Source organism: Rhodoferax sp. RT4P68 (genome assembly GCF_056521305.1).
This window is the reverse complement of the sequence record NZ_JBWMBB010000001.1, coordinates 134639-148747: the sequence shown is the minus strand read 5'-3', so window position 1 is coordinate 148747 and position 14109 is coordinate 134639. Positions and strand designations below refer to the sequence as shown.

Annotated in this window: 12 protein-coding genes and 1 tRNA gene; 2 read left to right on the top strand and 11 right to left on the bottom strand. The window is 65.5% G+C overall.

Features of this window, described 5'->3' with window-relative positions:
* Positions 1 to 12 precede the first annotated feature (12 nt).
* The 3 genes from AC099J_RS00660 to AC099J_RS00650 all read right to left on the bottom strand — a co-directional run bounded on the left by AC099J_RS00660 (position 13) and on the right by AC099J_RS00650 (position 1226).
* Positions 13 to 588, bottom strand: a complete 576-nt coding sequence (locus AC099J_RS00660) for an HNH endonuclease (protein WP_479613263.1) — start codon at positions 586 to 588, stop codon at positions 13 to 15.
* 41 nt (positions 589 to 629) lie between these two features.
* Positions 630 to 715, bottom strand: a tRNA-Cys gene (locus AC099J_RS00655).
* Positions 716 to 938: 223 nt separating this feature from the next.
* Entirely contained in the window at positions 939 to 1226 is a 288-nt protein-coding gene (locus AC099J_RS00650; RefSeq protein ID WP_479613262.1) for a hypothetical protein, read from the bottom strand.
* A 22-nt stretch (positions 1227 to 1248) separates the two neighbouring features.
* Here AC099J_RS00650 and AC099J_RS00645 point away from each other — a divergent pair, with 22 nt between their 5' ends.
* Both AC099J_RS00645 and AC099J_RS00640 read left to right on the top strand, forming a co-directional pair.
* Complete coding sequence (locus AC099J_RS00645; RefSeq protein WP_479613261.1) at positions 1249 to 1617, top strand: hypothetical protein; 369 nt, start codon at positions 1249 to 1251, stop codon at positions 1615 to 1617.
* Positions 1618 to 1703: 86 nt separating this feature from the next.
* A complete protein-coding gene (locus tag AC099J_RS00640) occupies positions 1704 to 2996 on the top strand; it encodes a hypothetical protein (RefSeq protein ID WP_479613260.1) in 1293 nt (430 codons plus the stop codon).
* 61 nt (positions 2997 to 3057) lie between these two features.
* On the opposite strand, the gene AC099J_RS00635 is transcribed toward AC099J_RS00640, so the two are convergent.
* From AC099J_RS00635 to dnaA, 8 genes are all read right to left on the bottom strand, one after another.
* Positions 3058 to 4308: a complex I 51 kDa subunit family protein gene (locus AC099J_RS00635; RefSeq protein ID WP_479613259.1), complete on the bottom strand. Its 1251-nt coding sequence runs from the start codon at positions 4306 to 4308 to the stop codon at positions 3058 to 3060.
* Entirely contained in the window at positions 4305 to 5957 is a 1653-nt protein-coding gene (locus AC099J_RS00630; RefSeq protein WP_479613258.1) for an FAD-binding protein, read from the bottom strand. The genes AC099J_RS00635 and AC099J_RS00630 overlap by 4 nt, the downstream gene beginning before the upstream one ends.
* A gap of 2 nt (positions 5958 to 5959) precedes the next feature.
* A complete protein-coding gene (locus tag AC099J_RS00625; RefSeq protein WP_479613811.1) occupies positions 5960 to 6601 on the bottom strand; it encodes a 2Fe-2S iron-sulfur cluster-binding protein in 642 nt (213 codons plus the stop codon).
* A 22-nt stretch (positions 6602 to 6623) separates the two neighbouring features.
* Positions 6624 to 8129, bottom strand: coding sequence for a DASS family sodium-coupled anion symporter (locus AC099J_RS00620; RefSeq protein ID WP_479613257.1), 1506 nt, complete (start codon positions 8127 to 8129; stop codon positions 6624 to 6626).
* Positions 8114 to 8257 (bottom strand): hypothetical protein, encoded by a 144-nt coding sequence (locus AC099J_RS00615; RefSeq protein WP_479613256.1) that lies wholly within the window; start codon positions 8255 to 8257, stop codon positions 8114 to 8116. Before AC099J_RS00615 ends, AC099J_RS00620 begins: the two co-directional genes overlap by 16 nt.
* A gap of 471 nt (positions 8258 to 8728) precedes the next feature.
* Positions 8729 to 11359, bottom strand: coding sequence for a DNA topoisomerase (ATP-hydrolyzing) subunit B (gene gyrB / locus AC099J_RS00610; protein WP_479613255.1), 2631 nt, complete (start codon positions 11357 to 11359; stop codon positions 8729 to 8731).
* Between the two features lie 81 nt (positions 11360 to 11440).
* A complete protein-coding gene (gene dnaN / locus AC099J_RS00605; RefSeq protein ID WP_479613254.1) occupies positions 11441 to 12547 on the bottom strand; it encodes a DNA polymerase III subunit beta in 1107 nt (368 codons plus the stop codon).
* 114 nt (positions 12548 to 12661) lie between these two features.
* A complete protein-coding gene (gene dnaA / locus AC099J_RS00600) occupies positions 12662 to 14056 on the bottom strand; it encodes a chromosomal replication initiator protein DnaA (RefSeq protein ID WP_479613810.1) in 1395 nt (464 codons plus the stop codon).
* Positions 14057 to 14109 lie beyond the last annotated feature (53 nt).

The window sequence follows — 14109 nt, the reverse complement described above, 5'->3', positions numbered from 1 at the left end:
GGCCGCAGAGGGTCAGTGCAGCCGCGACGACCGGGGCAGCCGCAGGCTCAACCATTCATGCACGTCGGCCCGGATGTGCCGCCCGCCGAGCAGAAAGTCTTCGAACCGGCTCGGCACATACGGCAGGTACAAGAGCGGCATGCGCGCTTCATCCGGCGTGCGGTTGGCCTTGCGGCCATTGCATGCGCCGCAGGCGCTCACCAGGTTCATCCAGCTCCACAGGCCGCCACGCGATTCGGGCACGATGTGTTCGCACTGCAGGTCACGCTCGGCAAAGCGCTGGCCACAGTAGGCGCAGGTCATGCGGTCGCGCCGAAACAGCTTGCCCTTGCTGAAGGCCGGCACCACGTCGAACAGGTTGACCCTGGATGCGCCGTGCAGCGCAATGATCGGGTGCACGTCGATGACCGACTGCCGGCCGCGCGCGACGTTGAAGCCGCCGCGCAGCGTGGCCAGGGGGCCGTCGCCATCGACCCATGCGATCGCATCGGTGGCCGCGTGCGTGGCCGCGTGTTCGAGCGAGATCCAGGCCTGGGGTGTGCCTTGAATGTCGAGTTGCAGCACATGGCTGCGGGTTGGCTGGTGCATGGGTGGCCTCCTTTCATCGGCCGTGCGGGTGAACTGCGTACTGGACTCGACGGTCCGATTCGAACGGACGGGGGCTTGCGCCGGCGGCTTTGCAGGCCGCTGCCTTCGACCACTTGGCTACGTCGAGATCAAGATCGACTTCGGCTGTGCCCTGACGCGAGCATCCCGTCGGATGTGGTGTCTCGCTGCACGTGGCCCAGGCCTCGGGTCGCGCACATCCCGCGCCGCCAACACCATGTCGCGCGGCGCGGAGTGAAAGGGCACACCCGAAGTGGATCGGGGGTGAAAACAAAAAGGCCCGGTACCTTGCGGTAGCCGGGCCTCTGCGTAGAGAGAAGCGAGGGGTGCGCCTATGCGCCGCCCTCTCCCGGATGCCCGTGGTCGTCGCCCCGCTCGCGCCGCACATGGCCCGTCGGCAAGCTTGGACGCGGCGCATTGGCACAGCCTTGAAACGACGCCATCGCGTCGGACGCAGGCACGCACGCGCCCGATCCCTGCAGGGGTCGGTAGGTGGTGACGGTGCGCGCGGTGATCACGATGAAGCCTTCTGAAAACAGGTGCTCGTTGAGCAGAGGAGGCGCACTGTAAATAGTCTTTACTGCGCCGTCAACCCCCGGCGACAATGTTTTCAAATTCACACACGCACCGCTCGCACCCAACGTGGCCAACCCCACCCTCACCCGACGACAGAATGCGCTGGCCCTCTTCCAGGCCTATGCAGAAAAGGCCCTGGCCCACGGCGCGCCGCCCAAGGGGCTGGAGCAGAGCTTCGCGACCAGCGTCGAGATCTCCCCCAGCATGTGGAGCCAGATCAAGTCGGCGCGGCCGATCGGCGACAAGCTGGCGCGGCAGATCGAGCAGCACTGCGGCAAGCCGGCCGGCTGGCTCGACGAGGCACGCGAGAGTGAGGCCGTGACGCCGGCCGAGAAGGCGTTTCTCGATCTGGCGCTGCGGGCGTGGCGGGCGACGAATGCGGCAGGCCGCAAGGGGTTGCGCGAGCAGATGAAGCAAGAGGCTGCGCGGGCTTGAACGGGTTGGCTGCCACGTCGGCGCGCCCTCCATGCGAAGCGCCGGGTCAGTGGCCTATGCGATGATCCCCGCCGGGGACCCCACACATGTTGCACATCGACAGCACGGCCAGCGCAGCCGTTGAAGCAGACGCCGTTTTGCGCCGGTCGCGCCGGCCTCACCAGCGGCTGCAGTCGATGAGCCGCCCCGCCGTGGCGATGGGCATCAGCACACATCGGGATCGCCTCGAACGTGCGGCCGGCTTCCTCGCGCTGGCCATGGGCTGCTTCCTGGCGCTGTACCTGCGCTTGCTCCCAATCGTCCGCGACTTCGAGAGTGGCGACTTTCGGGAGTTCACCAGCAAGTGGTATGCGGCCGTCAAGACACTTGGCATGGCGGCTGCAGGCACGGACTTGTCGAGCTACACGCCGACCTACCTGTACCTGCTGCACGTCGTCGCCAACCTGTTTCCGGATCTGCCTGCGGTTGTCGCGGTGAAGGTGCCCTCGCTGCTGGCCGATGTTGTCTGCGCAGCCTTCATCTTCCTGATTGCCCGGCTCAAGCATTCGGACGGCAAGCTTCCTTACTGTGCGTTCCTGATCGTCCTGTTCCTGCCGAGCGTTTTTGCCAACAGCGCCATCTGGGGGCAGGCCGACAGCATCTATACAAGCATGCTGCTCGGCTGCGTCTACGGGCTGATGACGGGCCGGCCAGTGCTGGCGATGGCTGCACTCGGCCTGGCGTTCTCCCTGAAGATCCAGACCGTTTTTCTGGCGCCAGCGGTGTTCGCCTTTCTGGTCAAGCGCAAGATTCCCTGGTGGTCCACGCTGTTGGTCCCGCTGACCTACGCGCTGATGATGTTGCCCGCCTGGCGCGAAGGGCGCGCCGTCAAGGACTTGTTGCTGATCTATGTGGCGCAGGGTCAAGGCCAAAGCCAGCTGACGATGAGCGCGCCCAACCTGTACATGTGGGTGCCCAAGCCCTGGTCGGAGCTGTTCTACGTGCACGGCGTGGTGGCCGGTGTTGTGCTGACGACCGCACTGACGCTGCTGCTGGCGTGGCGCGTATGGCGCAGCCGCGCAGAGCTGGACGCAGCGCTGACGCTGCGCATCTGCATGCTCTCGCTCGTGATGACGCCCTACGTGCTGCCGAAGATGCACGAGCGCTATTTCTTCCCCGCCGACGTGCTGGCGATCGCCTACGCGTTCTTCTTTCCGCGCCAGTATTTCGTACCGGTGTTCATCGGCTTTGCGTCGTTCATGGTGTGCGCCAACTACCTGTTCGACTTCAAGCTCGTGCCGTTCAGAGCCTTGGCGGTTGTGACGCTGATGGCACTGGTCGCGGTGGGGTGGACGACGTGGCGGGCGTTGAACCTGCGAGTGCCTGCAGCACTCCGGTGACGAACACGCGCGCTGCATTGGGGACGAGCAAGCGCTTCGTTCCTCTCGTGTTCTGAGCCTATCAGCGAAGCAACACCGCCTCGTACTCGTGGCGGAATTGCTGCAGGGAACTCGACACGACGGTCACCGCACCATCGATCAAGCCGCAGCGCCCGCTGCCGGGGAGGATGCTGCACAGGTTCTCGAGCGCGTCGAGATCGGCGCGCACGCCGCGGCCTGTGTCGATGCGGTTGAGCAGCCGGGTGAGCTGGAAGGTGCCGCCCTTGCACGGCGGGCATTGCCCGCACGAACCCTGGGCGAAGAAGCTCGCGTACTCCGCGACCTTGCGGACGATGCTCGTGCCCTCGGACACGACGATCATCGCGCCCGTGCCCAGGCGCGACTGGCGCTCCCGCACGCTGTCGAAGTCGAGCGCGACATCCAGGTCACGTTGGGTCAGCAAGGTGTTCGACGGTCCGCCGGTGAACACCGCCTTGAACTCCTTGCCAGACAGCATGCCGCCGCCATGCTCGAAGACCAGGGTTTCCAGCCGGGTGCCCATGGGCAGCTCGTACAGGCCCGGGCGCAGCACGTCGCCCGAGAGCGAGTAGAGCTTCGTCCCGCTCGCGTTGCCGAGGCCGAGGCCGCGGTACCAGGCCGCACCAAAGCGAAGGATGCCGGGCACATGCGCCAGCGTCTCGGTGTTGTTCACGATGGTCGGTGCGCCGTGCACGCCGTGCTCGGCCGGGAACGGCGGCTTGCGGCGCGGGAAGGGGACGGCGCCTTCGACGGTAGCGATCACCGCGGTCTCTTCGCCGCCGATGTACAGGCCCGAGCTCGCAACGACCTGCAGCGAGAGCGGGCCGCCGAGCAGGGCTTCGATCGCGGCGAAGTGCGGGTGCGAGCGCCATTGCTGCACCGCCTCGCGTGCCGCGGCGAGCGCGCGCGGCTCGTGCGGGTTGATGTAGAGCACCACGTGGTTGGCGCGCGTGGCCAGCGCAGCGATCAAGGCGCCTTCGATCACCGTGTGCGGCGTGTGCTCGAGCAGGAAGCGGTCTTTGAAAGTGCCGGGTTCGTCTTCGTTGCCGTTGCAGACCACGTACTTGTCGGCGCTCGCCGCAGCGGCCACCGGCGCCCACTTGCGGTGGGTCGCAAAGCCTGCGCCGCCCATGCCGCGCAGGTCGGCCTGCTCGATGGTCGACAGGATGGCCTGCGGGTCGCGCAAGGCGTTTGCCAGCCCGACGCCACCGCCTTGCGCCAGCCAGGCGCCAAGGTTCGCGCCGACGCGGGCCGCGTCTTTCAGCAGCACTTGATTCAAGGCACTGTGGCTCATCGCAGGCCCCCCATCACCGGCATCGGCCGGCCCGTGCCAAGGCCGGCATCGCGCGCAAGGGCGAAGTGCGCATAGTCTGGAAAGAGCAGCGGCGCCTTCACGTCCAGCGGCAGCCCGGCGAGCGTCAACTCGCGCTGCCAATCATGCACATGGCCGATGCCGGCGCGGCCGAGCAGCGGGTCGCGCTGGCGGTTGGCCGCTGCCGTGCCGGCACGGCGACCCATGCTCAGGATGTCGAGCAGCGCATTGCCCATCAGGCGGTTGCGGCCGTGGATGCCGCCAGTCAGTTCACCCACGCAATAGAGGTCTGGCACGCCGGTGGCGCCGGTCTTGTCGATCGCCACGCCACCGTTCTGGTAGTGCAGCGTCGGGTAGACCATGAAGGGCTCGACCGCCGGGTCGTGCCCGCACTTCTTGGCCAGGTGGCCCACGGTCACGAGGCGCTTCTTGAGGATGCCGGGCTGCTGCTGTTCGAGCGTGGGGATGTCCAGGAAAACGCCCGCCTGCCCGCCACGCTCGATGCCGCGCCCCTGCGCGCATTCGCGCAGGATCGCCGCGGCCACCACGTCGCGCGGCTGCAGTTCGTCGACGAAGCGCTCGCCCTCGCCGTTGATCAACTTGGCCCCGGCGGAGCGCGCCGCCTCCGAGATCAGGCCGCCCGCCAGGTGGGGCGGGTAGGCGATGCCGGTCGGGTGGTACTGGAAGGAATCGAGCTCGCGCAGGCGCGCGCCGGCACGGTAGGCCACCACCAGCCCGTCGCCAGTGGCGCCGAAGTGGTTGGAAGTGGGGAAGCTGTTGAAGTGCAGCCGCCCGGTGCCGCCGGTGGCGAGCACCACCGCCCGCGCGCGCACGAGCATGAAACAGCGCCATTCGAGGTTGTAGACCACGGCGCCGGCGCAGCGGCCCTGGTCGTCGGTCAGCAGTTCGACGACGGCGCAGCGGTTCCACACCGACACGTTGGGCTCCAGGTCGACCGCCTCGCGCAGCACCCGCATCATCTCCAGGCCGGTGTAGTCGCGGTAGGACAGGATGCGCGCCGCCGTGGCACCGCCCGGCTTCTTGCGCAGCAGCTTGCCGCCGAAGGAGGTGTGGCCGTCTTCCAGGTCGAACAGCATGCCCAGGCGGATGAGCCAGCGGATGACGTCGGGCCCGTCCAGCGCCAACTGCGCCACCAGCTCGGGCTCGCCGCAGAAGTGCCCGGCGCGCAGGGTGTCTTCGAAGTGCCGCTGCGGGCTGTCGTCGACGCCCACCGCGGCCTGGATGCCCCCCTCGGCCATCACGGTGTTGCTGTCGCCCAGGCGCAGCTTGGTGGCCAGGATGACCCGGGCGCCTTGCTTGGCCGCGCTGAGCGCCGCCGCACAGCCGCCGCCGCCGCCACCGACCACCAGCACGTCGGTGCTCACGAGCTGCGCCCCGGCGATGTCGACATCGTCGATCTGCGCATTGGCCTGCAGCAGCTGCGCCAGCGCGGGCTGGCAGGCGTCACCGCGGTTCACGCCCACGGCGAGCGCCACGCGGGCATTGGGGCCGTGGTCGGGGTGATAGCCCTTCAGGAGCTCGTCGACGCTGCTCGCATCGCTGCGCAGGGCGGGCGCGGCGCCAACGCGGTAGCGCTGGCGGGCGGTGTCGTAAGGGATGTGGGTCGCCATGCTCAAGGTGTAGAGGGACGCGCGCCGGGCGCGTCGAAATTGATGGTCTGCTCGCCGCGCTCGATCTCTTGCAGCCGCAGCAGCAGATCCGACGGCCGCAGCGACGCCGAGGCCAGCAGGCGCCGCACGAAGAGCCCGAGGTGGTTGGGGCTGATGTGCTCGGGGCAGGCCAGCGTGCAGAGGTTGCACATCACGCACTCGTCGAACACATCGCTCGCGGCCGCCAGCTCGCCTGCGGCGGCGTGGTTCACGCCGCGCTGCACCTCCAGCCCCTTGGGGCAGGCGCGGTCGCAGCCGCTGCAGTGGCGGCAATGGCTCGCCTGCGGGAACACCTCGTTGATCATCGGCAGCCCCTGCCAGCTGTCGGCAAAGTCTTCGATGCGGTAGCGGTGGGGCATCGCCGACGTGAAGTATTCAAGAAACGCCACCTTCATGCCCTCTTGCACCAGGGTCTCGCAGGCGAGCGCGGTGCTCACCTCGCGTTCACCTGCGCGGCGCACCATCACGCGGCAGGAGCCGCACACGCCCTGCCCCATGCAGCCCACGCCTTCGACCAGCGTCTGGCCCGCATGCACCATGGCCTGCAGGATCGAACTGGTGGCCGGCGCCTGCAGCGCGCGGCCGTCGATGCTGAGCTGAACCAAATTGGATGTGTTCATCGCGATGTCACCAGTAGCCCAACAGCTTCCACCAGGCCCCGCCGACGACGACGTAGACCAGCAACTCCAGCACACTCATGATGACGCCCACGCGCCACCACACGCCGAGGCTGACGTAGCCGCTGCCGAACACGATCGGCGAGGTGCCTGTGGCGTAGTGGGTGAGCGTCATCATGATCGACGAGGCGGCCGCCATCATCAGCACGAACAGGCCCACGTACTCCGTCGGGATCAGCTGCACGCCGACCACCAGGAAGGCCAGCATCATGGCGCTGACGTGCGCCGTCGTGCTGGCGAAGAGGTAGTGCGAGTACAGGAAGGCCAGCACCAGCACCGCGGCCGTGCCGCCCCAGCCGACGCCGCTGGCGACGATGGCGTCTTTCATGCCTTCGGAGAACCAGGTGATGACACCGAGCTTGTTGAGCTGCTCGGCCAGCATCACCAGGGCGCCGAACCAGATCAGCGTGTCCCAGGCAGACTTCTCGGAGAGCACGTCGTCCCAGTTGATGGTGCCGGTGATGATCAGCACGAACACGCCGAGGAAGGCGACCACCGTCGGGTCGAGGTTGAACGCGGGGCCGAAGATCATCTCGGGCACGTTGGCCCACAGCAGCAGCAGCAGGCCGAAGGTGCCCATCATGACCTTTTCTTTCGCCGACACCGGGCCCATGCGCGCCAGCTCGTTGCGCGCGTACTCGATGGCGTGGGGCGTGGCCTTGAGCTCGGGCGGCTTGAGCAGGTAGATCACCAGCGGCATGGCCAGCAGGCACAGCGCACCGGGCAGCAGCATGCACAGCGCCCAGTCCGTCCATGACAGCTGGATCTTCATGTTGGTCGCCTTGGCGATGTAGTCGACCACCAGCGGGTTGGGTGCGGTGGCGGTGATGAACATGCCCGAGGTGATGGTGTTGGCGTGGTAGTTGACCAGGGCCAGGTAGGTGCCGACCTTGCCCTCGGTGCCCTTGTCGGGATCCGAATCGAAGGCGTTGGCGATCGACTTCATGATCGGATGCACGATGCCGCCACCGCGCGACGTGTTGCTGGGCGTGAACGGCGCCAGCATCAAATCGCAGATGGCCAAGCCATAACCGATGCCGATGGTGCGCTTGCCCAGCAGCGAAATGAAGATCAGCCCCATGCGCTGGCCGAGGCCGGTCTTCTTGAGGCCGCGTGAGATCAGAATCGCCGCCACGATCAACCAGATCAGCGGGCTGTCAAAGCTGCCCAGCGCATCGGCGATCGCGCCCTTGGATGAATTCGAGGTCACCTCGGACAGCGAAACGATGACGATGGCCATCAAGGCCATCACACCGATGGGCATGACCTTCAGGATGATCGCCACGATCGTGGTCAGGAAGATCGCGACCAGCGCCCAGGCATTGGGCTGCAGCCCTTGCGGGGCGGGGATCAGCAACAGAGTCACCAGCACCGCCGTCGCGATCAGCGCCGGCACCAGCCGGAACGGAACGGCCTCGTTGAAATAGCGCAACGTGGCCATCAGCTTTGCGAGCATTCGGTATCCCCTCCATAGAACGACCCTCTGTCTGCGAGCGGTTGTGCGTAGTCGGTGCCGTGCCCGTTGGCGATGCCGACCACCAGGCCCTTGCGGCCGCTGACCAGCGATTGCGAACGTACGTCCACTTCCGTCTTCTCTGCATCCGCAGCGATATCCAGTCCTGGACGTTAGACCTCGCGGCGCGCGGAGTCGTCAACGAAAGGTCGCCATTTGGTCGTGACGCGGTAAGCGGCCAGGCATCCCGTCTTGACTCCCAGCGCGGGGGAGGGGTCGACGCACCGGCTACACGTCGAGGATGTGCCGCAGCAGGCGGAATTCGACGCGTCAGGTCTTGCCGTCCATCGTTTGCAACGTCTTCGACGTTGGTCGATCAGCTCTTGAACGGCCATAGACAGGCGTCCAGAGCAAAGCTGGTGAATTCACCGCCCTACCCAGGGCGTGCCTCAGATGAAGACCAACACCCTTGAATGTCGATCAGCGCGATGCTGCATTGGCAATGGTCCGTGAGGACGTGACCAATGCCACCAAGGCCGACCAGGTATCCGGACAGTTTGTGCAGCAACGCGTGCCGGAGCGGTGCCCGCGCGGGCTGCTGGTCAAACGTCGATATTCCCAGCCCGCAGCGCATTCGACTCGATGAACTCGCGCCGCGGCTCGACCTCGTCGCCCATCAGCATCGTGAACACCCGATCCGCCTCGATCGCATCGTCGATCTGCACGCGCAGCAGGCGCCGCACTTGCGGGTCCATCGTGGTCTCCCACAGCTGCTCAGGGTTCATCTCGCCCAGCCCCTTGTAGCGCTGGCGGCTGGTGGCGCGCTCGGCCTCGCTGATCAACCAGCGCATGGCCTGGCGGAAGTCAGCGACCTTTTCTTCCTTCTGCCGCTCGCCTTCGCCGCGCATGACCTTGGCACCTTCGCTCAGCAAGCCGCGGAAGGTGTTGGCGGCCTCGCTCAGGGCGGCGTAATCAGCGCCGTGCACGAAGTCCTGCGTGATGACGCTGCTCTTGGTGTTGCCATGGTGGCGGCGGCTGATGCGCAGCACCGGCTTGTCGGTGCGCACGTCGAACTCGCCGGCCACTTCGGCGCCGCTGCCCAGCGCACGCAGGCTGGCCTGCAGCGCGATGGCAGAGGCTTCGGCGTCGGCGACGGTGTCCAGGTTCAATGCCACACCATCGGCAACCGAGCGCAGCGCCTCAGCGTCCATGAAATTACGCAGCCGCGCGATGACGGCTTCGGCCAGCTGGTGCTTGCGGGCCAACTCGGACAGCGTGTCGCCGGCCAACGTGGTGCCGGCGTCGCCACCGGTGAACACGGATGCATTGACCAGCGCGATGCGCAGCAAAAAGCTGTCCAGATCGGTCTGGCCCTGCAGGTACAACTCTTCCTTGCCAGCCTTGACCTTGTACAGCGGCGGCTGCGCGATGTAGATGTGGCCGCGCTCGACCAACTCGGGCATCTGGCGGTAGAAGAAGGTCAGCAGCAGCGTGCGGATGTGGGCGCCGTCGACGTCGGCGTCGGTCATGATGATGATGCGGTGGTAGCGCAGCTTGGCAACGTTGAAATCGTCGTTGCCGGTGGTGCCGCCGGCCTTGCCGATGCCCGTGCCCAGCGCGGTGATCAGCGTCAGGATTTCGTTGCTGGTGAGCAGCTTCTCGTAGCGCGCTTTTTCCACGTTCAGGATCTTGCCGCGCAGCGGCAGGATCGCCTGGAACTTGCGGTCGCGGCCCTGCTTGGCGGAGCCGCCGGCGGAGTCACCCTCGACGATGTAGATCTCGCACAGCGCCGGGTCTTTCTCCTGGCAGTCGGCCAGCTTGCCGGGCAGGCCCATGCCGTCGAGCACGCCCTTGCGGCGGGTCATTTCACGGGCCTTGCGGGCGGCTTCGCGCGCACGCGCGGCTTCGACGATCTTGCCGCAGATGATCTTGGCGTCGTTGGGTCGCTCTTGCAGGTAGTCGGTCAACAGGCGGCCGACGATGTCTTCCACCGGGGCGCGCACTTCGCTGCTGACCAGCTTGTCCTTGGTCTGGCTGCTGAACTTGGGCTCGGGTACCTTCACGCTCAGCACGCAGCACAGGCCCTCGCGCATGTCGTCGCCGGTGACTTCGACCTTGGCCTTTTTGGCCAGCTCCGTCTCTTCGATGTACTTGTTGATGACGCGGGTCATCGCGGCACGCAGGCCCGTCAGGTGGGTGCCGCCGTCACGCTGGGGAATGTTGTTGGTGAAGCAGAGGACTTGCTCGTTGTAGCCGCTGTTCCACTGCATGGCCACTTCCACGCCGATGTGCGTACCACTGATGCCGCCATAGGTTTCGGCCGGGCGCTCGCCGATCGCGTGGAACACGTTCGGGTTCAGCACGGTCTTGCCCTTGTTGATGAAATCGACGAAGCCCTTGACGCCGCCTGCGCCGGAGAAGTCGTCTTCCTTGCCGCTGCGCTCGTCCTTCAGGCGGATGTTGACGCCGTTGTTCAAAAAGCTCAGTTCGCGCAGCCGCTTGCTGAGGATCTCGTAGTGGAAATCGTTGTTCTCTTTGAAGATCTCGGTGTCGGGCAAGAAGTGCACCTCGGTGCCGCGCTTCTCGGTCTCGCCCATCACGTGCATGGGCGACACGTCGACGCCGTTCACCTGCTCCACGATGCGGTTCTGCACGAAGCCCCGGCTGAACTCCATCACGTGGACCTTGCCCTCGCGGCGCACCGTGAGGCGCAGCATCTTGCTGAGCGCGTTCACGCAGCTCACACCAACGCCGTGCAGGCCGCCCGAGACCTTGTAGCTGTTCTGATTGAACTTGCCGCCGGCGTGCAGCTCGGTCAGCGCGATCTCGGCGGCCGAGCGCTTGGGCTCGTGCTTGTCGTCCATCTTCACGCCGGTGGGAATGCCGCGGCCGTTGTCGACCACGCTGACCGAGTTGTCGGTGTGGATGGTGACAAGGATCTCGTCGCAGTGGCCGGCCAGCGCTTCGTCGATGGAGTTGTCGACCACCTCGAACACCAGGTGGTGCAGGCCGGTGCCGTCGGACGTGTCGCCGATGTACATGCCCGGGCGCTTGCGCACAGCCTCCAGACCTTCGAGGATCTGGATGGCGCCTTCGCCATAGCCTTCGCTGGCGCCCACCTGGTGGGCGTCGATCTTGGGCTGCTGCGACAGCGATGGAAGGCCGTCTTCACCGGTGGGCGCCATGGCGCTTTCGTTGGAAATCGGCGGAACGGGCTTGCTGTCTTCGGTCATGGCGTGCTTTTCGAGTCACTCTTGAAAAAGCGAACCCGCGTCGTGACGCGGGTCGCTGCTGGCATCGGTCGGGAACTGGCGTCAAATGCGCATCGGCATCACGACGTACTTGAAGGTGGTGTTGTCGGGGATGGTCAGCAGGGCCGAGCTGTTGCCGTCGGACAGCTCGATCTTCACCATCTCCTGCTGCATGTTGGTCAACGCATCGATCAGGTAGGTGACGTTGAAGCCGATCTCGATGCTGTCGCCGCCGTAGTCGACGTCCAGCTCGTCCTGGGCTTCTTCCTGCTCGGCGTTGTTGGAGGCGACGCGCAGGCTGCCGGGGTCGAGGTTCAGGCGCACGCCCTTGAATTTCTCGCTGGTCAGGATGGCGGTGCGCTGCAGGCTGGACAGCAATGCCTGACGGCCCAGCGTGACCTCATTCTTGTGGTTCTTGGGGATGACGCGGTTGTAGTCGGGGAACTTGCCTTCGACCAGCTTGGTGACGAACTCCATGCCGTCGAAACTGAAGCGCGCCTGGTTGTTGGCGAACTGCATCTGGATGGCGCCCTCGGCATCGGAGAGCAGTCGCTGCAGCTCCAGCACGGTTTTGCGCGGCAGGATGACTTCCTGCTTGGGCACTTCCACATCGAGCGTGGCAGATGCGAACGCGAGGCGGTGGCCATCGGTGGAGACCAGGCTCAGCTGCTTGCCTTCGGCGACGAACAGGATGCCGTTGAGGTAGTAGCGGATGTCGTGCACGGCCATCGCGAACGCGACCTGGCCGAGCAGGTGCTTCAGCGTCTTTTGCGGCACGCTGAACACGGGGCCGAACTCGGCGGATTCCTGCACCAGCGGGAAGTCTTCTGCCGGCAGGGTCTGCAGGGAGAAGCGGCTCTTGCCGCCCTTCAACACCAGCTTGTTCTGGCTGGACTCGAGCGAGACGGTCTGGTCGGCCGGCATGGTGCGCAGGATGTCGATGAGCTTGCGCGCGCCCACGGTGGCGGTGAAGTTGCCGGCATCGCCGCCCAGCTCGGCCGTGGTGCGGATCTGGATCTCCAGGTCGCTGGTCGTCAGCTGCACCGACGTGCCGGTCTTGCGCAACATCACGTTGGCCAGGATCGGCAAGGTGTGGCGCCGCTCCACGATCCCGGAAACCGATTGCAAAACCGCGAGTACCTCGGTCTGGGGAGCCTTCAAGACAATCATGTCAACCTCTTGGTGAATCTTGTGAAGCGCGCGAAACCGCGCATTTTCGCCTGTTTCCACGGCCCGCTCGACGAGCCGGCGGTGCACGCTGCGCTGGGACGCATCTGCAACGCGTCAGCCTTTCAGCGTCTGTTCCAGCACATGCAGTTGCTGGTTCAACTCGGTCAGTTGCTGACGTTCGCCGCCGATCTTGCGCACGGCGTGCAGCACGGTCGTGTGGTCACGCCCGCCGAACAGCTCGCCGATCTCGGGCAGGCTCTTCTGCGTCAGCTCTTTGGCCAGATACATCGCGATCTGGCGCGGGCGGGCGATGCTGGCCGGGCGCTTCTTGCTGTACATGTCCGCAACCTTGATCTTGTAGTAGTCGGCCACCGTCTTCTGGATGTTCTCGACGCTGATCTGGCGGTTCTGGATCGACAGCAGGTCACGCAACGCCTCGCGCGCCAGCTGGATCGAGATTTCCTTCTGGTTGAAGCGCGAGTAGGCCAGGATCTTGCGCAAGGCGCCTTCGAGCTCGCGCACGTTGGAGCGCACGTTCTTGGCGACGAAGAACGCGACTTCCTCGGGCATCTCCGTGCCTTCGGAGATCGACTTGTTGATCAGGATGGCGACGCGCATTTCGAGCTCGGGCGGCTCGATGGCCACCGTGAGTCCGGAATCGAAGCGCGAAACCAGGCGCTCATGGATGTCCGGCAGGCCCTTGGGGTAGGTGTCGCTGGTCATCACGATGTGCGACTTCTTGGCGAGCAAGGCCTCGAACGCATTGAAGAACTCTTCCTGCGTGCGGTCCTTGTTGGCGAAGAACTGCACGTCGTCGATCAGCAGCAGATCGAGCGAGTGGTAGCGCTCCTTGAACTCGTCGAAAGTCTTACGCTGGTAGGACTTGACCACATCCGAGACGAACTGCTCCGCGTGGATGTAGAGAACTTTCGAATTGGGCTTGTCAGCGATCAGCTTGTTGCCCACGGCGTGCATCAGGTGGGTCTTGCCCAAACCCACGCCGCCGTAGATGAACAGCGGGTTGTACAGGTGCCCTGGCGTGCCGGCGACATGCATGGCGGCAGCACGCGCCATGCGGTTGGCCGTGCCCTCTACCAAGGTGCTGAAGGTCAACGAGGTGTTGAGCCGATTCTTGAACTGGCCAGCCGCTGCGTCTTCCCCCAGATCGGGGGGCTCCGCTTGCGCCGCCATTTCACGCGCCAACTGGACAGGTGTAACCCTGGCAATGGCTTCCCGCGGAGTGAGAGCTAACTCCAGAGGGATCGACTGACCGTACAACGACTCCAGCATCTGGGTGATGCGGGCGGCGTACTGGGCACGGATCCAATCGAGCTTGAAGCGGTTGGCCACGAACACCGTGACCTTGCTGAAATCGGCGCTCACCTGGGCCGACAAGGGCTTGATCCAGGTGTTGAATTGCTGCTCGGGAAGTTCTTGGGCAAGTTGCTCGATGCAGGCCTGCCAGAGGCTGTCACCTACAGCCCCGCTGGCGTGGCTCCCCTCGATCATGCGCCGCCCAACCGCTGTGGATAATTGAATTTTTGAAGCACTCGGCATTCTAG

Coding starts and splice junctions, on each gene's coding strand:
- dnaN (WP_479613254.1), bottom strand. CDS start 12,547: ATGATTGTCTTGAAGGCTCCCCAGACCGAGGTACTCGCGGTTTTGCAA.
- AC099J_RS00630 (WP_479613258.1), bottom strand. CDS start 5,957: ATGGCGACCCACATCCCTTACGACACCGCCCGCCAGCGCTACCGCGTT.
- AC099J_RS00620 (WP_479613257.1), bottom strand. CDS start 8,129: ATGCTCGCAAAGCTGATGGCCACGTTGCGCTATTTCAACGAGGCCGTT.
- gyrB (WP_479613255.1), bottom strand. CDS start 11,359: ATGACCGAAGACAGCAAGCCCGTTCCGCCGATTTCCAACGAAAGCGCC.
- AC099J_RS00640 (WP_479613260.1), top strand. CDS start 1,704: ATGTTGCACATCGACAGCACGGCCAGCGCAGCCGTTGAAGCAGACGCC.
- dnaA (WP_479613810.1), bottom strand. CDS start 14,056: ATGATCGAGGGGAGCCACGCCAGCGGGGCTGTAGGTGACAGCCTCTGG.
- AC099J_RS00660 (WP_479613263.1), bottom strand. CDS start 588: ATGCACCAGCCAACCCGCAGCCATGTGCTGCAACTCGACATTCAAGGC.
- AC099J_RS00635 (WP_479613259.1), bottom strand. CDS start 4,308: ATGAGCCACAGTGCCTTGAATCAAGTGCTGCTGAAAGACGCGGCCCGC.